The sequence below is a fragment of the Mesorhizobium sp. P3_B5 genome (assembly GCF_056402815.1).
Window position 1 is genome coordinate 809,676 of the sequence record NZ_JBFUGR010000001.1, and the last position, 18,784, is coordinate 828,459.

19 protein-coding genes are annotated in these 18,784 nt (G+C 62.3%); 9 read left to right on the forward strand and 10 right to left on the reverse strand.

What is annotated here, in order from left to right; translation table 11 throughout:
* Positions 1–236: 236 nt before the first annotated feature.
* Positions 237–1,004, reverse strand: a complete 768-nt coding sequence (locus AC1DVW_RS04105; RefSeq protein WP_477321340.1) for an SDR family NAD(P)-dependent oxidoreductase — start codon at positions 1,002–1,004, stop codon at positions 237–239.
* Positions 1,005–1,107: 103 nt separating this feature from the next.
* Between AC1DVW_RS04105 and AC1DVW_RS04110 the strand changes: the two genes are divergently transcribed.
* On the forward strand, positions 1,108–2,004 hold the full coding sequence (locus tag AC1DVW_RS04110) for a LysR family transcriptional regulator (RefSeq protein WP_477321342.1): 897 nt from the start codon (positions 1,108–1,110) through the stop codon (positions 2,002–2,004).
* Here AC1DVW_RS04110 and AC1DVW_RS04115 read toward each other — a convergent pair whose 3' ends face one another.
* Positions 2,005–2,631, reverse strand: coding sequence for a TetR/AcrR family transcriptional regulator (locus AC1DVW_RS04115; protein ID WP_477321344.1), 627 nt, complete (start codon positions 2,629–2,631; stop codon positions 2,005–2,007). It abuts the gene before it with no gap.
* 127 nt (positions 2,632–2,758) lie between these two features.
* Here AC1DVW_RS04115 and AC1DVW_RS04120 point away from each other — a divergent pair, with 127 nt between their 5' ends.
* The 4 genes from AC1DVW_RS04120 (at position 2,759) to AC1DVW_RS04135 (ending at position 7,371) form a co-directional block, all read left to right on the forward strand.
* Entirely contained in the window at positions 2,759–3,940 is a 1,182-nt protein-coding gene (locus AC1DVW_RS04120; protein ID WP_477321346.1) for an MFS transporter, read from the forward strand.
* Positions 3,941–3,953: 13 nt separating this feature from the next.
* Entirely contained in the window at positions 3,954–5,231 is a 1,278-nt protein-coding gene (locus AC1DVW_RS04125; RefSeq protein WP_477321348.1) for a D-arabinono-1,4-lactone oxidase, read from the forward strand.
* Positions 5,228–6,367 carry an alanine racemase gene (locus tag AC1DVW_RS04130; RefSeq protein ID WP_477321350.1) on the forward strand — a complete coding sequence of 380 codons (1,140 nt, stop codon included), beginning with the start codon at positions 5,228–5,230 and terminating at the stop codon, positions 6,365–6,367. The genes AC1DVW_RS04125 and AC1DVW_RS04130 overlap by 4 nt, the downstream gene beginning before the upstream one ends.
* Positions 6,368–6,435: 68 nt before the next feature.
* On the forward strand, positions 6,436–7,371 hold the full coding sequence (locus tag AC1DVW_RS04135) for a bifunctional helix-turn-helix transcriptional regulator/GNAT family N-acetyltransferase (protein ID WP_477321352.1): 936 nt from the start codon (positions 6,436–6,438) through the stop codon (positions 7,369–7,371).
* Here AC1DVW_RS04135 and AC1DVW_RS04140 read toward each other — a convergent pair.
* The 6 genes from AC1DVW_RS04140 to AC1DVW_RS04165 form a co-directional block, all read right to left on the reverse strand.
* The gene (locus tag AC1DVW_RS04140; RefSeq protein ID WP_477321606.1) at positions 7,368–8,201 is read right to left on the reverse strand and encodes a GyrI-like domain-containing protein; all 834 of its coding nucleotides are present in this window, start codon (positions 8,199–8,201) and stop codon (positions 7,368–7,370) included. The genes AC1DVW_RS04135 and AC1DVW_RS04140 overlap by 4 nt on opposite strands.
* A 109-nt stretch (positions 8,202–8,310) precedes the next feature.
* Positions 8,311–9,330, reverse strand: coding sequence for a LacI family DNA-binding transcriptional regulator (locus AC1DVW_RS04145; RefSeq protein WP_477242623.1), 1,020 nt, complete (start codon positions 9,328–9,330; stop codon positions 8,311–8,313).
* Between the two features lie 69 nt (positions 9,331–9,399).
* Positions 9,400–10,509: an ABC transporter ATP-binding protein gene (locus tag AC1DVW_RS04150; RefSeq protein WP_477321354.1), complete on the reverse strand. Its 1,110-nt coding sequence runs from the start codon at positions 10,507–10,509 to the stop codon at positions 9,400–9,402.
* 33 nt (positions 10,510–10,542) lie between these two features.
* On the reverse strand, positions 10,543–11,409 hold the full coding sequence (locus AC1DVW_RS04155; protein ID WP_477242627.1) for a carbohydrate ABC transporter permease: 867 nt from the start codon (positions 11,407–11,409) through the stop codon (positions 10,543–10,545).
* On the reverse strand, positions 11,402–12,328 hold the full coding sequence (locus tag AC1DVW_RS04160; protein WP_477273647.1) for a carbohydrate ABC transporter permease: 927 nt from the start codon (positions 12,326–12,328) through the stop codon (positions 11,402–11,404). Before AC1DVW_RS04160 ends, AC1DVW_RS04155 begins: the two co-directional genes overlap by 8 nt.
* A gap of 156 nt (positions 12,329–12,484) precedes the next feature.
* Positions 12,485–13,786, reverse strand: coding sequence for an ABC transporter substrate-binding protein (locus tag AC1DVW_RS04165; RefSeq protein ID WP_477321356.1), 1,302 nt, complete (start codon positions 13,784–13,786; stop codon positions 12,485–12,487).
* Positions 13,787–14,363: 577 nt separating this feature from the next.
* On the opposite strand from AC1DVW_RS04165, the gene AC1DVW_RS04170 reads away from it, so the two are divergent.
* Positions 14,364–15,662: a mechanosensitive ion channel family protein gene (locus tag AC1DVW_RS04170; RefSeq protein ID WP_477321358.1), complete on the forward strand. Its 1,299-nt coding sequence runs from the start codon at positions 14,364–14,366 to the stop codon at positions 15,660–15,662.
* Here AC1DVW_RS04170 and AC1DVW_RS04175 read toward each other — a convergent pair.
* Positions 15,637–16,086 carry a pyridoxamine 5'-phosphate oxidase family protein gene (locus AC1DVW_RS04175; protein WP_477321360.1) on the reverse strand — a complete coding sequence of 150 codons (450 nt, stop codon included), beginning with the start codon at positions 16,084–16,086 and terminating at the stop codon, positions 15,637–15,639. The two genes, AC1DVW_RS04170 and AC1DVW_RS04175, sit on opposite strands and share 26 nt — an antisense overlap.
* Before the next feature lie 62 nt (positions 16,087–16,148).
* Complete coding sequence (locus AC1DVW_RS04180; RefSeq protein ID WP_477321362.1) at positions 16,149–16,688, reverse strand: flavodoxin domain-containing protein; 540 nt, start codon at positions 16,686–16,688, stop codon at positions 16,149–16,151.
* Positions 16,689–17,081: 393 nt separating this feature from the next.
* Between AC1DVW_RS04180 and gloA2 the strand changes: the two genes are divergently transcribed.
* The 3 genes from gloA2 (at position 17,082) to AC1DVW_RS04195 (ending at position 18,565) form a co-directional block, all read left to right on the forward strand.
* On the forward strand, positions 17,082–17,465 hold the full coding sequence (gloA2, locus tag AC1DVW_RS04185; protein ID WP_112561848.1) for an SMU1112c/YaeR family gloxylase I-like metalloprotein: 384 nt from the start codon (positions 17,082–17,084) through the stop codon (positions 17,463–17,465).
* 273 nt (positions 17,466–17,738) lie between these two features.
* A complete protein-coding gene (locus tag AC1DVW_RS04190; protein WP_477321364.1) occupies positions 17,739–17,972 on the forward strand; it encodes a hypothetical protein in 234 nt (77 codons plus the stop codon).
* A 305-nt stretch (positions 17,973–18,277) separates the two neighbouring features.
* Positions 18,278–18,565, forward strand: a complete 288-nt coding sequence (locus tag AC1DVW_RS04195) for a hypothetical protein (protein ID WP_477273633.1) — start codon at positions 18,278–18,280, stop codon at positions 18,563–18,565.
* The last annotated feature ends 219 nt before the right edge of the window (positions 18,566–18,784 follow it).

Consider the following 18,784-nt stretch of genomic DNA (forward strand, 5'->3'; position numbering starts at 1 on the left):
TGAGTTAGCACTCACCAAAGGCGAGTGCTAACGTGGCGGTGAAATAGGCGCGCGGCCAGTCGGAGTCAAGGCGCGTAGCGGCACGACGAGGCGCGAAATTTTGTTTTGCGCGATTGGCTGTCTCTGGGATGCGCCACTCGGCATTGGCTTTGCCACGAAATATGCCCGCTGCGCCGGCCAGCAACGGCGGAACAGCGGGCGCAGGACACGCGGGGATAATTGAAGGTGTTCGATGGCTAGATGTTCATCCCGCCCGACACTTCCAAACGCTGGGCGTTGACCCAGCGGTTGTCCTCCGACAGCAGCGAGGCGATCATCGGTCCGATGTCGTCGGGCACTCCGGCACGGCCGAGTGCGGTCATCCCGGCCACGACGCGATTGACGTCGGCGTCGTCGCGCACATGGCCGCCGTTGAAGTCGGTCGCGATCGCGCCGGGTGCTACCGTGTTGGCGGTGATCTGGCGCATACCGAGCTCCTTGGCCAGGTAGCGTGTGAACACCTCGATGCCGCCCTTCATCATCGCATAGGCGGACGAGCCCGGCACCGAGAAGCGTGCCAGCCCGCTCGAAATATTGATGATGCGGCCGCCATCCTTGATCAGCGGCAGCAGCGCCTGGGTGAGGAAGAAGACGCCCTTGAGATGGATGTTGACCAGCGTGTCGAACTCATCCTCGGCCGTCTCGGCGATGGTCTTGCGCAGGCCTGTGCCGGCATTGTTGACCAGGAAATCGAATTGATCGCGCTGCCAGGTCTCGCGCAACGTGCGCTTCAGTTCCTCGACGAAGGCTGGGAAGGTTGCGACAGCGCCTGTATCCAGCGCCAGCGCCACGGCGCGGCCGCCCGCCGCCTCGATCTCTGCCACCACCGCCTGTGCCTCATCGGCGCGGGAACGGTAGCTGACCACCACATCGACGCCCTTGCGGGCAAGGTGGAGCGCGGTGTTGCGTCCCAATCCACGGCTGCCGCCAGTGATCAGGGCTATCTGTCGGTTCTGTGTGGTCATGGTCAATCTCCATCGGTTGCGATGGCAGTGATGTATTCTTCTTGATTGCCGATATAATCGGACCGATATTGCCTTCTCTATTCAAATTATGCGAACAATCGACATGGACAAGCTGGACAGCATGCGCCTCTTCACCCGCGTCGTGGAACGGCGCAGCTTCACGGCTGCCGCCGCCGATCTCGGATTGCCGCGCTCCAGCGCGACCTCGGCGATCAAGCAGCTGGAGGAGCGGCTCGGCGTGCAGCTCTTGCGGCGCACCACCCGCCATGTCACCCCGACGCCCGACGGCGAGGCCTATTATCAGCGTTGCGCCGGCATCCTGGCCGATGTCGAGGAAGCCGAAGGCGGCTTCGGCGCGAACGAGGCCAGCGGGCGGTTGCGCATTGACGTCAACGGCCACATGGCCCGCACGTTCATCCTGCCGGAACTGCCGGCCTTGCTTGCCCGCCACCCCGGCCTGAGCGTGCATATCGGCGAGGGGGATCGCCTGGTGGATCTGGTGCGCGAAGGCGTCGACTGTGTCATCCGTGCCGGTGTGCTTCCCGACAGCGACATGATCATGCGCCGGCTGGGCACCGCGCGCGAGATTACGGTCGCCAGCCCGGCCTACCTCGAGCGCCACGGCGTGCCGCGCTCTCTCGATGATCTTGCCGGGCATAGGATGATCGGCTTCGTCTCGTCGCGCACCGGACAGGTGATGCCGCTGGAATTCAAGGTTGATGGCGAGGTCCGCGAAATCGTCCTGCCGTCGCTGGTCACCGTGGCCAATTCCGACACCAGCGCCACTTTGGTGCGGCTCGGCTTCGGCCTCTACCAGGCGCCGTGGCTTCGTTTCGCCGAGGATCTTGCCGCCGGCAGGCTGAGCGAGGTGCTGGGCGACTGCCCGCCGTCCGCGACACCGATCTCGGTTCTCTATCCGCGCAGCCGCCAGCTTTCGCCAAGGGTCAGGGTGTTTGTCGACTGGCTGGTCGAGATCCTGGCGCCGAAGCTCGACCCGTAATCAGAGAAACAGCCGCAACTGGGTGTGGATGATCGACCGGTAATCGTCGAGGGTCCGGCGGCCTTCCATTTCGTCTTGGGTGAGTGCCAGACGTACGACGCCGCCGGCAAGCTGAAAGAACAGGAATACCACGCGGGCGAACTGGTCGCGCTTCTCCGGCTGCAGGAGAGGGCCGACATGATCGCAGAACAGCTTCGCCTGCTGCCGGGTCTCGGCGATGTCGAGATGTTGCAGCGCCTTGTCGGCCTGGATCGCATTCTGCAGATCCTGGATAGCGGGGTCTTCGGCGACGCGCCGATAGTAGTCTTCGAGCAGACGGTCCGCTGCTGCTGTCACATCGTCCAGTCCGTCAATCTCGGCGATGATGGCGCCGAAGCGCGCCCGGCTTTCCTCGGAGAACCGCTCGTAGAGCATCGCCAGGATCGCCGACTTGTTGGGGAAGTAGTGATAGACGGTGGCGATCGGCCCGCCCGCTAGCATGCCGACTTCCTTCATGGTGACGGCATCGATGCCCTTTTCGCCGATCAGCCGCATGGTCGTTGCCAGGATGGCGTCGATGCGGTCGCGGCTGCGCTCCTGCTTCGGCATGCGCCTCGGCTCGGTTGCAGTCCGGCTTGCTTCTTTCATGCGCCAGATCTCCCGCGGCAGCCCCAAATTCATGCTTGACAAAAAATATGATCAAGTATCAGTTTTGAGGAATGCTGACAGGTTGTCAGATTTTTTGAAGCACGGCAAGGACGCTGGGGAGGGGCCTGTGACGCTAGCAAAGGCTGAGCACAATGCCGATTGGCTGGTCGGCAACCCGACCGGCGGCCAGCTTGCCTCGGCGCTGTGGATCGGTTCGGTTGGTCTGCTCATCCTCGGGCTGCAGCCGGTGCTGCTCGGTGCGCTCTACACCGAGGGACATGTCAGCGGCGACGAACTGGCTTTGGTCGCGACGGCGGAGATGGTCGCCATTGCCATTGGTTCGGCTGTGGTGGCGATGTTGCTCTCGGCGCACAATATGCGCTGGAAAAGTGCAGCGCTTTTGATCCTGCTGGCTCTAGCCAATTTGTGGACGGCCTATGCCGTCAGCACCGGCATGCTGATATCAGTGCGCGCTGTCGCCGGGCTGGCCGAAGGTGGGCTGGTGGCGGTCGCCACCGAACTGATCGCCCGTTCGCGTCGGGCCGAGCGCATCGGCGGCTATTTCGTCACCATGCAGACTTTGGCGCAATGCGCGCTTGCTCTCTTACTGGCGCTCTATGTCATCCCGGCCGCCGGGTCGGTCGGTGGCTTCATCGTCCTTGCCGTCGTCTGCGTCGCCTCGCTGGCGGTCGCCTTCATTGTGCCTGATGACTATGCAGAGCTGCCCAAGGACGAGAATCTGGCCAATGTGCTGACCGTTCCTTCGCTCACCGCGCTGGCTTCTGTCTTCTGCTATTTCATGTTCTTCGGCGCGGTCTGGGCCTTTCTGGAACCGCTCGGCGCGCAATACGGCATTGACGGCCGCACCGTTGGCCTGATCGTCTCGGCGAGCCTCGCGGTGCAGGTTCTTGGCGCGATGACGGCGACTGCCTTCGAGGCGCGCATCGACTACCGCCTTGCCATCGTGGCGATCGGCGTGATCGCTTTTGCCAGCTCCGTGGTGCTCGCCAGCGGCCCGGGCCTGACGGTGTTCTGGGCCGCTGCGCTGGTCATGGGCTTCATCCTCTTGTTCATTGTGCCCTATCAGATCCGGCTGGCGATCACCGCCGACGAGACGCGGACATCAGTGCTGTTGGTGCCGGCCGCCCAGCTCTTCGGTCTGGCAATCGGGCCGATCGCGGCGTCGCTGCTGATCGATGGCAAGGATTTTAGGCCGGTGCCGGAATTCGCCGCCGCCAGCGCCACCGCCAGCGTGGCGCTGCTCGGCCTGTTCGTCCTCGTGGTGCGGCGTCGCCGCGCAATTGCCTAGGTGAGGAGGCAGCATGAACAGCTGGAGCAACTGGTCCGGTTTTGTCCGTGCTGAACCAAAACTGATCGCCAGTCCCGCCGACGCCGGCGAGCTTGGCGATCTGGTGCGTACCGCTCCTGGCCCGGTGCGGGTCGTCGGCGCCGGCCATTCCTTCACGCCGCTGGTGAAATCCGAAGGCACGATCGTCTCGCTGGAAAAGCTCGAGGGCCTGGTGTCGCACGACGTTCAGCTAAATCAGGCACGAGTGAGGTCAGGGACACGGCTCGGCTCGCTGATGCACCTCCTGCAAGGCATCGGCCAGGGGCTGCCCAATATGGGCGACATCGACCGGCAAGCCATCGGCGGCGCGCTCGGCACCGCCACCCATGGCTCAGGCCCTACGCTCGGCGCCTATCACACTCAACTGGAGACGGTGCAGATCGTCGATGGGCTCGGCAAGGTCCGCGACTTCACCAGGGCTAGCGATCAGGAGACGATCCACGCCATTGGCGTCGCGCTCGGCGCCTTCGGCGTGCTGACCGAGGTGACGCTGAACAACATTGCCACCTACCGGCTGCGCCGCCGCAAATGGGTGTTGCCGATCGCCGACATGCTGCGCGATTTCGAGACGATGATGGCCGCGCATCGCTCGGCCGAGTTCTACTACATTCCGTTTTCCGGTTATGCCCAGTTCATTGCCAGCGATCTCAGCGATGCCGCACCGACACAGCGGCCAGTGGAGGAGGACGAGGCTGGTTTGAGGACGCTGCGCCGTTTGCGCACCGCGCTGGCCTGGCTGCCGTCGCTGCGCCGCCGGCTGATCCTGGGCGCCATCGCCAAGCTGCCGGCGGAGGACTATGTGCAGGACTGGCTCAAAGTCTATGCCAGCGACCGGCAGACGAAGTTCAACGAGATGGAATATCATTTGCCGTTCGAGGATGGTCCGAAGGCGCTGGCCGAGATCATCGAACTGACGGAGAAGCGCTTTCCCCAGGTCTATTTCCCGATGGAAGTGCGCACGGTCGCACCCGACGAATTCTGGCTGTCGCCATTCTATAACAGGCTGACCTGTTCGATCGCCATCCACCATGACGCGGCGAGCGATCCGCTGCCTTTCATGCGGGCGGCCGAGCCGATCTTCTTGAAATATGGCGGCAGGCCGCACTGGGGCAAGATGCACAGCCTGAAAGCGGCGGCGCTGAAAAAACTCTATCCGCGCTGGGACGAGGCCATGGCGGTGCGCCGCGACATCGATCCGGAAAACCGTTTTGTTTCGCCCTATATGGCCGAGCTGTTCGGCATCGAACCATGAGCGCCTATTTCACCGCATTGTCGGATGCGCTGAGGTCCGCCGGCATCTTCCAGCCTTGCCTGCTGCTCGACCTCGACCGGCTCGACAGCAACATTGCGCTGGTCCGAGAAAGACTGGCGCCAGGCCTTGCCGTGCGGCTGGTCGACAAGTCGCTGGCCTGTCTGCCGCTGCTTTCGCATATCGGCAAGGCGCTCGGCACGAGCCGCTTCATGACTTTCCATCCACCGATCACGGCAGTGGTGCTGAAGGCGTTCCCCGATGCCGACATCCTGTATGGCAAGCCAATGCCGGTCGACGCGGCGAGGGCCGTGCTTTCGAAAGGCAGCGCCGACTGGTCACGCGTCTGTTGGCTGATCGACACGCAAGAGAGATTGGCGGAATATGGCGCGCTGGCAGCCGAACTCGGCACCGAGCTGCACATCGCTTTCGAGATCGATGTCGGGCTGCATCGCGGCGGCTTTGCCAGCCCGGAGGCCTTGTCGCAAGCTTTGAAGGTGCTCCCGGCCCGGCTGCGCTGCGAAGGCGTCATGGCCTACGAGGCGCATGCGCCGCACATTCCCGGCCTGTTCGGCGGGCCGGCAAAAGCATTGGCGAAGGCGTCGGCGCTGGCAACGGCGTTCGTCGCTTGCCTCGGCGAAGACCAGCGCCGCATCCTCAACATTGGCGGCAGCAAGACCGCGCTGCTTCACCATGGCGGGGCGGCCAATGAAGTGTCGATGGGCTCGGCCTTCGTGCTGCCCAGCGATTTCGACACGCCGGGCCTCGATGGTTTTCAACCGGCTGCCTTCATCGCCACGCCGATCCTGAAAGTGGTCGAACCGATGCTGCCTGGTCCCCTCGCTGTTTCGCGCCTGCTGCAGGCGCTTGGCCGGTTTCCGCGCAAGGGCTGCTATCTCTTTGGCGGCAAATGGATGGCCGAACCGGTATTTCCGGAGGGTATGGAGACCAACAGTCTGCTCGGCCTGTCTTCCAACCAGCAATTCATGGGCTTGCCGAACGACGCGACGGTCAAACCCGGCGACTACGCTTTGCTGCGCCCGACGCAAAGCGAGGCGGTGCTGCAGCAGTTCGGCTCGATCGCGATGCTCTCCGGCGGCAGGATCGTCGATCGCTGGCCGGCACTGCCGATGGCGTGAGTGATGCCAGCTCATCGATTAGTTGACTCTGTCAAGTAATTGATCAACTGTGCGGGCAGGAGACTGCCATGACCATTCATCATCAAGCCGGCAAGGAGCGCATCGACGCGGTGCGCGCCTTCAACCGTTTCTACACCCGCCAGATCGGGCTGCTCGACGAAGGGCTGCTGAAAAGCGCCTTCTCGCTGACCGAGGCGCGGGTGCTCTATGAACTGGCGCATCTAGATGGCCTGACCGCCACCGATCTCGGCCGCGATCTCGGCCTTGATGCAGGTTATCTCAGCCGCTTGCTGAAGAAATTCGAGGAGCGCGGCCTGGTCGAACGCGCCGCGACCGAAGCGGATGCGCGGCGCTCGTCGATCGTGCTGACGCCGGCCGGGCGTCAGGCCTTCGCACCGCTAAACCAGGATTCGCACGACCAGGTCGCGGCCCTGCTCGATCGGCTTCCCGCTCTGGAACAGGACCGTCTGGTCAAGGCGATGCAGACGGTGCAACGTCTGCTGGGCGAGGGCGCCGCCCCCAAAGTACCCTATATGCTGCGGCCGCTGCAGGTCGGCGACATCGGCTGGATCGTTCGTCGCCAGGGCATGATCTATGCGCAGGACTATGGCTGGGACGAAACCTATGAGGCGCTGGTCGCCGAGATCCTTGGCGCCTTCATAAAATCCTTCGATCCGAAATGGGAGCGCAGCTGGATCGCCGAGCGCGAAGGCGAGGTCGTCGGCTCGGTCTTTCTCGTGCGCAAGTCCGAAGAGGTGGCGAAGCTGCGCCTGCTCTATGTCGAGCCTTCGGCGCGCGGGCTGGGCATCGGCAAGCGGCTGGTCGATGAATGCATCGGCTTCGCCCGCGCCAAGGGTTACAAGATGCTGACCCTGTGGACCAACGATATCCTCACCGCCGCCCGTCATATCTACGAGGCTGCGGGCTTCAAGCTTGTCGAGGAGGAGCGCCACCATTCCTTCGGCAAGGATCTGGTCGGCCAGAACTGGAACTTGCAGCTCTAGCTCTTCACCGGGATCCAGATCTCCAGTCCGCCATTGCCGCTACGCGGATCGAATTCCGGGCCGTAGCGCTCGAACTCCGGCGCATCTGATATCTCATGGCCGGAGGCCGGCAGCCATTTGTTCCAGATCGTGTTGACCGTGCGGCGGATGGTCGAGATGTGCTCGCGATGGGCGAACACCGCGTATTTCTGCGCCGGCACCCGTACGCGCGAAAATTCCTTGGGCAGGTCGGAAAAATCCGACACTTCGACGCCGGCGATATAGTCGAAATTGCCGGCGTCGTCGCCGTTGACGCAGACGCCGTAGGCAACGTCGCCGGTCTCGCCCGGAATGTTGCCGATATAGGGACCGAAGCGCTGCCACTGCATCGGAATGCCGGCGCTGGTTTCGCAGCTGTAGCGTTCGCCGAGCCCGGCGATGAGGAACGGCCGGCTGGTCTCGAAACGCGGCGGCTCGAGCGTGGTGAGGAAGGACTGGTCCATCAGGATCGGCTCCACGAGATCGAGGTTTTTGAGCGTGCCCTGCGCGCGCACCAGTTCCGGCGTGGTGCCGAACTGGTCGCGGAAGGCGCGGGTGAAAGCCTCATGCGAAGCATAGCCGGCATCGAGCGCGACCGAGAGGATGTCGGGCGCGCCGCCCGCCAGCTTGCGCGCCGCCTCGCTCAACCGGCGCGCGCGCATGTAGCCCATCACCGAACGGCCGGTGGCGGCGCCAAAGGCTCGGGTTACATGAAAGCGCGACACGCCGCTGCTTTGCGCGACATCGTCGAGCGAGACCGCTTCCGGCAGGTGGCTTTCGACGAACCACAGGGCTTTCTCGGTCGGGTTCATGTGTCTCCTCGCGGACATGCTGCCGTCTTTCCGCGAAACCAGTTTGATCGAAATTGCGCACCGCGCAAAATCAGGACGGCTCGCATCCCGACGCGATCCGTCAGGGGGCTCAGGAAATCGCCGGAGCCGCGCAAGAGTTCCTGACAACAAGGGTCGATTTCAACCTGACCGAACGAGGTGCTGCGTGCAAACCGCCGATCCGTTCGACGAGCATCTGCGCGGCCTTGCGGCCAATCTCATCGCAGGGCTGCGCCAACAAGGTCAGCCGTGGTTCGAAGTAGTTCGCCCACTCGAAGTCGTCGAAGCCTGCAAGCGATATGTCTTGCGGTATTCTGAGGCCGGCATTGCGGATGGCGGCCACGGCGCCGATCGTCGTCTGGTTGTTTCCGGCAATGATGCCGGTTGGCCGTTTTGTCAGGTTGAGCAGCGCCGTGGTCGAGTTTTGGGCAGATTCAAAAGTCTGGTTCGATGACTGTATCAACTCCGGATCGAAGGCGATCCCGTGGCGCTTCAGGCCAAGCCTGTAGCCTTCGATGCGCTCCGTCGTGGTGCTGAAGCCGGCATGGCCGCCAATCATGCCGATCCGCCTGTGGCCGAATTCGGCCAGGTGCGAAACTAGGTTGGCGACGGACTGCTTGTTCTCGACGCCGACATGATCGAAGGCCGACGCCGTGAACCGGTCGACGAGCACGGTCGGGATGCCGCTCCTTTCCAGATAGCGCACGGTTGCGTTGTCAGGGTCGCCGCACGGGGCCAGGATGATGCCGTCGACCCTCCGCTCCTGCAGCGCCTGAACGACGGCCAGTTCATGGCCAGGCTCGTCGCGCGTATCGGCGAGGAAGACCAGCAGGCCGAGGCGGGCGCACTCATTCTCGATGGCGCAGATGATGTCGCTGAAATAAGGATTGGTAATCGCCGATACGGCGATGCCGACATAGTTGCTGACCTTGCGCGCCAGCGACCGTGCCAGCGCGTTCGGCTGATACCCCGTCGCGGCGATCGCCTCGTTGACGAGAGCGGTTTTCTCCGGACTGACGAGCCGCGTGCCGTTGATGACGTGCGACACGGTCGACGTAGACACTCCGGCACGGCGGGCGACGTCGCTGATCGTTGCAGTCGCTCTCGCCATCCCTTTACCCTCGATGCGGCACCCGCCTGCCGGAGAACGGCCCCTAGTCGCCGATCCGCCGCCGACTATTCATTGTTGCCGGGCATAATCAATGAGGTTTTCGCCGCTGTCGCCGTGGAAGTAATGGACGTGGTCCATATCGATGGAAAACAGCCGGCTTTCCCCAAGCTTGGAACGGTCACTGGGCGGCAGCCGAGCGATGCACCTGTGATCGCCGATGCTGAGGTCGAGAAGAATTTCGTGGCCGAGATGCTGGACCACATCGACATTGAAGGCGATCGAATCGAGGCCTGCGGTGGCACCGGGCTGCAGGATGCTGAAATGCTCCGGCCGCACGCCCAGCGTAACCACCTTTCCCTGCTGACCAGCGAGTGCCGCGCGCCGGCACTCCGGGACCAAAATCCGCAGCCCGCAGGCCTGGTCCGACAGCGAGCTGCCGTCGTATGCGAGGCTCAGGAAGTTCATGGCAGGCGATCCGATGAAGCCGGCGACGAACTGGTTGGCCGGCTGGTTGTAGACTTCGAGCGGCGCCGCCGCCTGCTGGATCTTGCCGCCATTCATGACCACGATCTTGCTGCCCATGGTCATGGCTTCTGCCTGGTCGTGCGTAACGTAGACGGTGGTTGTCCCGATCTCCTGATGCATCTTGGTCAGGAAACTGCGCGCCTCGATGCGCATCTTCGCGTCGAGGTTGGACAAAGGTTCGTCCATGAGGAACACGCCTGGGCGGCGAACCAGCGCGCGGCCAAGCGCAACACGCTGACGCTGGCCGCCGGACAGCGCCTTGGGCAGTCTGTCGAGCAGGTCGTCGATATGCAGCCGCTGCGAGACCTGCCGTATCTGCGCTTCGATATCTGCCCTAGGGGTTTTGCGGATCTTCATGCCGAAGGCGATGTTGTCGCGAACCGTCATGTGCGGAAACAGCGCATAGGACTGGAACACCATGGCGATGTCGCGGTCCTTCGGCGGCAGCGTGGTCACGTCGCGCGCGCCGATCCGCAGCGTGCCGCCGGTGATCGATTCCAGCCCGGCGATCATGTTCAGCGTCGTCGTCTTGCCGCAGCCGGACGGACCCACCAGCACGGTGAATTCGCCGTCGGCTATGTCGAGGTTCAGCCCGGACAGAACCGGCACCATCGCATAGCGCTTCTCGACGTCCTTCAGGGACACATCAGCCATTACAAATTCCTTGTTGCAAAGAGGCCACCGACATCAGCCCTTCACGGCGCCCGAGAGATTGCCGCCCGAGATCTGCCGGTAAGTCAGGATGAACAGCAGCACGATCGGCAATTGCGAGATGACGAGACCCGCGGCCGGCAGGTTGAAGACGGCGAGGTAGCGGTCGCTGTTCAGTTTCAGCATGCCGACCGTCACTGGAAAATTGTCCTCGCTGTTGAGGAACACCAGCCCGAACACGAATTCCTTCCAGATGGCGATGAAGTTCAGCGTGTAGCCGACGAGAATGCCGGGAACCGACAGCGGCAGGATCACCTTGCAGAAAACCTGGAAATCGGTCGCGCCCTCGACATAGGCGGCCTTTTCGATTTCCGGCGGAATTGTCGTCATGAAGCCGCGCAGGATCAGCACCTGCAGGGGCATTCCATAGACGCCGTGGACGATGATCAGGCCGATCTTGGTATCCAGCAGGTGGAATGTGCGCAGCGTGTCGTAGAGCGGGATCAGCACCGTCTGCTGCGGCAGCATGAGACCGGTCAGCAGAAGGCCGAAGATCCATTTGCGCCCCGGAACGTTCATGCGGCTGAGCGCAAAGGCGGGGACCAGCGCCAGCGTCACCGCGAGCGCCGAGCCTGCCGTCGCATAGATCAGGCTGTTTCTCAAAAGCGTGCCGAACCCCAGCCCGAACCAGACGTCGATATAGGGCTGGATGGTCGGCGATTTCGGCAAGGCGAAAGGCCCCGCCAGAAATTCGGCGTTCGACTTGATCGACGTCATCACGATCAAAAGCAGTGGTCCGAGCCATACTGCCGCCAGCACCAGCATGAGGGCGGTTGCGGCAAGTTTGGGCAGAACCGCAAGAAGGGGGCTGCGGCCCGTGGCGATCATGGTCGTGTCAGACATCGAAAGCACCCTTCAGGACCTTGCCGAGCAGGAAAGCCGCCAGCGACCCGGCAATCACCAGGATTACGACGCTGAGTGCTGCGCCGTAGCCGAAGCGGGAATTCCAGAAGCTCTCCATGTAGACGAGATAGCCAAGCACGTTGGTCATGCCGAAAGGCGCGCCCTTGGTCAGCACCGCGATCAGGTCGAAGGCGCGCAGCGATTCGAACAGCGTCAGCATGACGATGATCGCGGTGACGGGGCGCAGCTGGGGCAGGGCGACGCTGCGGATCATGCGCCAATGTCCCGCGCCCTCAATGCGCGCGGCGTCGAATGTTTCCTTCGGAACGTCGCCGAGGCCGGCGAAGTAGAAGATCATCGGCATGCCGGTGAAGGCCCAGCCGGAAATGACCGCCAACGTGTAGAGCGCGATGCGGTAGTCGCCGAACCATTCATGCACCAGGAAGCCGAGGCCGACCGACCGCAGCAGAGTGTCGAAGGCGCCGAACACCGGATTGAGGATGAGCAGGAACATCAGGCCGACCGCGATCAGCGACATCGTCACCGGAAAGAACACGATCGTGCGCAACAGCGATGGCGCAAACACCAGCCGCGCCTTCATCACATAGGCGATCAGGAAACCGAGCGAGACCGGAAAGACCAGCGAAACGACCAGCCACTTGGCGTTGTTGACCAGCGCTATGTAGAAATAATTGTCATGGAACAGGTAGGCGTAGTTGGCGAAGCCGACGAATTTCTTCTGCGGCGCCATGCCGTTCCATTCGAAGAAACTGAGGTAGATCGTGTAGAGGATCGGGTAGCCGATGAAGCAGGCAAACACCAGCAACGGCACGGCGACGCCGAACACGGTTACGAACACATGCTGGCGGGCAAAACCGACGAAGGTACCATCATCGAAGCGCCTTGCGCTGCTGGCCATGGTGTTGCGCCTTTCGATTGACTGGGAAAATGGCTGTGTGCGCCGGCGTCGGGCTCACCAGCACGCGGCTCCCGCCAAGCGGCGATGCGCCGAAGTGCACCGCCGCCGGGGAGGATGCGGGAAAAGGGCGCTGCGCCTCTCCCGCTCGGTCATCGCCTAGGACTTCTTGACGCGCGCCGCCTCGTCCTCGGTCAGCTTCATCGCGTCTTCAGGCGACATGGCGCCGGCCAGCACACCCTGGACGCCGTCGAGGAACTTGTCCGAGATCGCCGGCGGCGTGGCATGGTCGACATGCATGAAGGTGAACGAGCCGGACTCCGCCATTGCCTTGCCGAGGCGTTGCTCCATCTCGCTCAGCCGCGACAGGTCTGAATTGACGTTCGACGGATAAGGCTTGTCGATCTCGAGCTTCTTGCTCATCGCTTCGTCGGACACCATCCAGTCCAGGAACTCCGCCGCGGCGTCCTTGTTCGGGCTGTTTGCATGGATCATGATTGTATCCTCGGCGAACACCGACATCACCGGCTTCTTGCCCGGGAAGGCTGGCATCGGGAAGAAGTCCATGGGCACGACGCAGCATTGCGGCTGGTCACCGCGGAAGCGGCCGAGATTGAACGAGCCCTGATACCAGTGCAGGCCGTGGCCTTGCGTCCATGGCACCATGGCCGGTCCGAGATCGATCGAGTTGAACGACGGCTCGAACATGCCGTCCTGGGCCAGCTTCTGCATCATGGCGGTGACATCGACGGCGCGCGGGTCGGTCCACGGAATGGTGCCGTTGATCAGCCCGTCATAGACGTCCAGACCGTGCTTGTTGACCAGGATTGCCGACCACATGAACTGCGAGGGCCATTTCTTCTGATTGGCCAGCATGAATGCGGCAAGGCCGGCTTCCTTGCCCTTCTGCGCGTTGGCCATGAGCTCGTCCCATGTGGTCGGAACCTTGAGGCCAAGCTTCTCGTAGATGTCCTTGCGGTACCAGACCACGGAGGCGCACATTTCCGTCGGCACGAAATGCTTCTTGCCGTTGTAGACGGACAGCGTCACACCAGCCGGGTTCAGTTTCTTGTCCCAGCCATACTTCTCGTAATAGGGCGTCAGATCGGCGGAGAAGCCGTTGTCGACGATTTCCTTGCCGCGCCCGCCTTCCCAGGAATAGAAAAGGTCCGGCGGATTGCTCGAAGACAGCTCGATGGTCTGCTTGGTCTTGTAGGTTTCGCCGTCGACACTGGCGCCGGTGACATGGACCCGATCGCCGTTCTTCTTGTTCCACTCGTCGATCAGCCAATTGGCGTAGACCTCCGAAGACGGCCATGGCGCCCGATAGAAATATCTGAGTTCGGCCGGCGCGGCTCGCGCTATCTTGATTCCCGAGGCAGCCGCCACGGCGGTCGCGCCAAGTGCTGCCGAGGCCTTTACGAAGGTGCGGCGAGACAGTCCGTTCTGCTTGATGTTCATCACTTCCTCCCGTTCCGTTTGACAATTTGCAGGCAGCACCAGGCCGTCACGAAGCGCGAGCGCGACGCGTGTCGGCAGTGACTGTTGCTGACCCTCCGAAGGCGAATTTGGGGTGCGGCTCTACGGCGCCAAATTCGTCACGGAGATTGAATTAATCCAATCGAAGCGCTTGCGCAAGCGCTTCGATGATCAATTTTTGGCTTTTTCTGAGGTTTCTTAAATTGGGCAGGCGAATCCGCATGTCGATTGGGTCGCGACCTTCACCTGTCCGACTGGTGCCAAGGAAGCGATCGAGATGTCGAAAAAGATCCTGCTCAACTGCGCGACTTCGGCGGAGCCGACGGTGACGGTGGAGACGACAGCGATCTCCGCAGAAAACGCCAAGCAGGTGATGGGGAAGTAGGGCTGGCGATCATCTTGCAAGAATCAGTGGCAAGGCCCCCTCGCGGGGGCCCTGCTGCATTTGTTCCGCCGCTGCCGCTCACAAAGCCATCCTCAAGCTCAACTCGACCAATCACAAGGCCGACGACATTGTGGACCGCGAGTTGCAGTTCGTTAGCCAAGTGGTCGTGTGGCAATGGATTTTCGCGACGCCATCGATAGAGCGCTGGCCTGGGCCGGTGGATGGTTCGACTATGCCGCCACGCCATGGTTCGTCTATCAGGTCGGCATCATCGCCTCGCTCTTTGTCGTGGCGAAGCTGGCGGCGCTGCGGGTCGAGCCTCTCGTCGAGAACCAGGCACGCCAGATCAAGGGCCATCCCGGACTCTTAAGGGTCGTCATCGCGCTGTTGCGGCGCACCGACTGGATCCTGTTCATTATCTTCCTGTTTGCCGCGCTCAACTTGTTGCTCGTCATCACCTGGCCGAGCCGCACCCATCTCCTGCTCGTCGCGCTGTTGCTCTCGCTGGCGTGGCTGTTCGCGACCGTGCTGTCGCGCATCATCCGCAACCGCCTCATCGCGCGCACGCTGGGTTGGCTGGCCTGGATCTACGCGGCCCTTGTCATACTGGGCGTCAGTGACGAAGCGGCCGCCTTCCTCGACGGCCTGGCAATCCCTCTAGGCGCGGTTCGCCTTTCGGCCCTCATGGTGCTGAAGGCGGCGCTGCTCCTGATCGCAACGGTCTGGCTTGCGGTGGTCGCCGGCAATTACATCGATGAGCGCGTCCGCCTCTCCGAGGAGTCGATCCGCGTCCTCGTCGGCAAGGTCGCCAAGATCGGCCTCGTGCTGGTGGCCGGCGCCGTGGCACTTTCCGCCGTCGGTCTCGACCTGACGGCGCTGACGGTGTTTTCCGGCGCCGTTGGCGTCGGTCTGGCTTTCGGACTGCAGAAGGTCGTCTCGAATTTCGTCTCCGGCGTGATCATCCTGCTCGACAAGTCGATCAAGCCGGGCGACACGATTTCGCTCGAAGGCACCTTCGGCTGGATACGCGAATTGCGGGCGCGCTTTGTCTCGGTGGTGACGCGCGACGGCCGCGAATTCCTGATCCCCAACGAGGACTTCATCACCCAGAGGGTCATCAACTGGTCGTTCAGTGACAACCTCGTGCGCCTCGACGTGAACTTCGGCGTCTCCTACGACGCCGATCCGCACAAGGTCAGCGAACTGGCGATAGAGGCCGCGATCAGCGTCGGCCGGGTCGAGGCCGACCGGCGACCGGTCTGCTGGCTGACCGACTTCGGTGACTCCTCACTGAACTTCGTCCTGCGCTTCTGGATCCGAGACCCGCAGCAAGGCCTGACCAATGTGCGCGGCAAAGTGCTGCTGGCGCTGTGGGACACGTTCAAGGCAAACGGCATAAGCATCCCTTATCCGCATCGCGAGATCATCATGAAACAGGCTGGGCCGGTCAGACCAGGGCACGACGACCGGTGATCTTCTCGATGTTGATGCGGAAGAAGAGGTGAGGCGGACTGGCCACCTTGTCCTCGGCGTGAGGTGTCTCGCTGCCAGGTTCCCACCAGTTGGGGCGCGCTTTCTGCAACAGCGACCAGGCATGGTCGCGCTCATTCTGCTGAGGGCCCGCTTCGGCCAGTTCTTCGTAGAGGCCGAAAGCAACGACACTCCACCAGCTGCGAGGGTTGGCAATCTCGTCGACTTCGAAGCAGACCTGAGGATGTTCGCGCATCGCCCGGACCTTCTGGCCGATCAGGGAGAAGCTGTAGATGTGGCCGTTCTCGTAAACGAAGCTGATCGGCACGACGTACGGCATCCCGTCCCTTAAGCACGCGAGGTGCCCGACCCTGCTGTCGGCCAGGTGCATCCTGCATTCTTGGGCGGTCATCTCAGTGACGATCACGGGACTCCCCAGGTGAAAGGGCCAGCTTCACTTTGTGCATCTCGATGCAGGCTGCGCCGGACTCAGGCACCTCCTTGTTTGGCCGTCTCGAGAAATCGATCGACGAAGTCGGCGAGTGCGTTCCAGTCAGTGAATTCGTGATCGCGCTCGGGGCTCGGGCCGCCGCTCTTCATGACGACGAATTTGACGAACTGCTCCTGAAAGTAATCGTACTTGGTGAAGCGCAATGCGCCCCCGAGAAGAAGGGTCATGCGTGGTTGCCACCCTGTCACGGCGACGAAGCGATCCACATACTTTTGAGCCTCCGTCTTTTGGTCTTCCAGCGCCGCCGACAGACTGACGGATATGAGGGCCGAGGGCTTGGTGCTCAGCGCCTCGTGATGCGCAAATACGAAGTTCGTGACGGTTTCCTGGTGGTGCTCCTGGTGGATCGACGCGGCAATGACGAACGCGTCGAAGTGTCCGAGCTTCAAATCGGATGCGAGCGCTGCGCTATCCAGCAGCTCGACCTGGTGCCCGCGCTCGCGAATACGCGTTGCCGCCCGTGCGGCAATTTTCCCCGTCTGCCCTTCAGTCGTTCCATAGACAATCAGGACATTCACGATGTCCCTCCGTTAGCGGACGAGACATTCGTAGGGACGGTTGATACGAGCCAGCCCGGCATCCCGGTACCTCAATGCTGCGCGCATTATAGCCCATGGAACGGGCTGCACGAACTGCTTTTCTCAGCGGCACGAAGAACCCGATCAGAGCCATGATCGGCACCATAAGCCATCCGATTATGACATCCGCCACGGGGGCGGGCGCGCTGCGATTGAGGCGCTCTACTGCGTCGGGGCCTGGGCGGGGCACTGACAGACAACGGGCAGGCCGACCATCCGACGCTGTGCCCAATCCGGACAAGGCTACCCTCGCGAACGGCGACATCAACAAAGTGCCCCGCGTACCCGATGGTGACCTTGGCCTGAAATCCCGGCTTGGCTAGAGTTCGTAGCATGCTGAACGCCATTCACCACGTCGCGCTCATCTGCACCGACTACGACCGGTCGCGACGGTTCTACGTCGAACTCCTCGGCCTCGAACTGATCCGGGAGGTCTATCGGGAAGAGCGGCAGTCATGGAAGGCGGATCTGCAGATCGGGTCCGTCCAACTGGAATTGTTCTCCTTCCCTGCACCAGTGATGCGGCCGTCCCATCCAGAGGCGACAGGCCTGAGACATCTGGCATTTGCCGTGGCGAATCTTGATCCCGTAATTATGCGCCTGGAAGCCGCCGGCGTTGCCGTTGAGCCAATCCGGATCGACCCATATACAGACCAACGGTTTACCTTTTTCAGAGACCCAGATGGATTGCCGCTGGAACTCTACGAAGCCCCATAGAGAACGGTTAGCTTTCGCGACCACGTCATCGGAGGTGGGAAAGCCACTTCCATCGCCAACGGCAAGGTTGCGATGGCCACGAGATGGCGAATGCATCGGGCTTCGGCGCCGGTTACCATTGTCGCGAATTGGTTGACATCTACCCTTGCAAGTTCGCAGCGACCCTGTTGTCGCTTGCCAAAACCCGGGCGCTGCGTACTGAGGGTCTCATCGGTATCGGCGTGCCGCGAATCTGTGCTATGCCGCCGCCCAACCAACCAAAGGACGACACCTATGAGCGAACCGACCGTGGCCGAGGCGACCGAAACGATCTATGCCTCGCTGCGGGCGGACAATGCCGACATCGACGCGCATATTGCGACCCTTAAGGCGGCGCTGGCACGAGAGGGCATCAAACAGGCGGTGTTCGATCCGACCAAGCTGGCGCAGAACAACCGCCAGGGCCGCAAGTTGATGCAGGCCTATTTCCGGCAGCGCGGCGTGAGCGTGAAGTTTTCGGACCAGTAGAGCCGCCCGCTGGCGATCTCAAGCGTGCCGTGCCCGGCTGATCCGGGCTGTGCGCTCATAGACGAACCCTCGCGATCCAGAATCGGCGGCCGGATGGACCGGCAAGAGCCCCGAGCAGCAGAGGCGCGCAGCCCCAACCCAGGTTCCAGCTGCCGTCTCTAACTTTGCAAGACGTTCAAATTTGAGCTTCCGCATTCATGCTCTGTCGAGCGTATCTCTTAGAGGCGCTTAAACCTTCTGCGCCGTAGGTTCTTGCCGGGCTGAATCGCCGTCAGCGACGATGACGACGAAATAGGAGAACGCAAATGCCTCGCAGTCACATTGAACGTCTTGGAGAGTTCAGGGAAATTCTGGTCGCGACCCGACGCGAAGGAGTCCGCAACGTACACCATACTCGCGACGCCATGCGGGCAAGTGGCTTTCAGATTGGGGACAGCGACGGTTCCAGCTACGGAGCCGAGCTGAAGGTTCTCCAAGAGGAAATCGAGGCAGTCGATCGCGCCATCGAAGACGAGAAGCGGTTGGCCTTGACCATCGAGAGCGGGGCTCAATCCCGCCGACCGATCAAGCCGAGAATCGTCAAGGGAACATAGAGTCGCCCCTTGGCGCCGTAGCGAAGATCGCCTGTGGCATCGTGTAGGGCTCGTCGTCGCTTGCTACAGGGTGAGCGGCCGGTGGGGCCTTCAGGACCACCGCCCAATAAGGAACGGTTTGCCCCTTTCGCGACCACGTCGTGGAGGGTGGGGGACGCCACCTCTGCGTCTTTTGATAACGGCAGGCTTCAGCCGGGTGTGACGCCTTGCACATCGCGG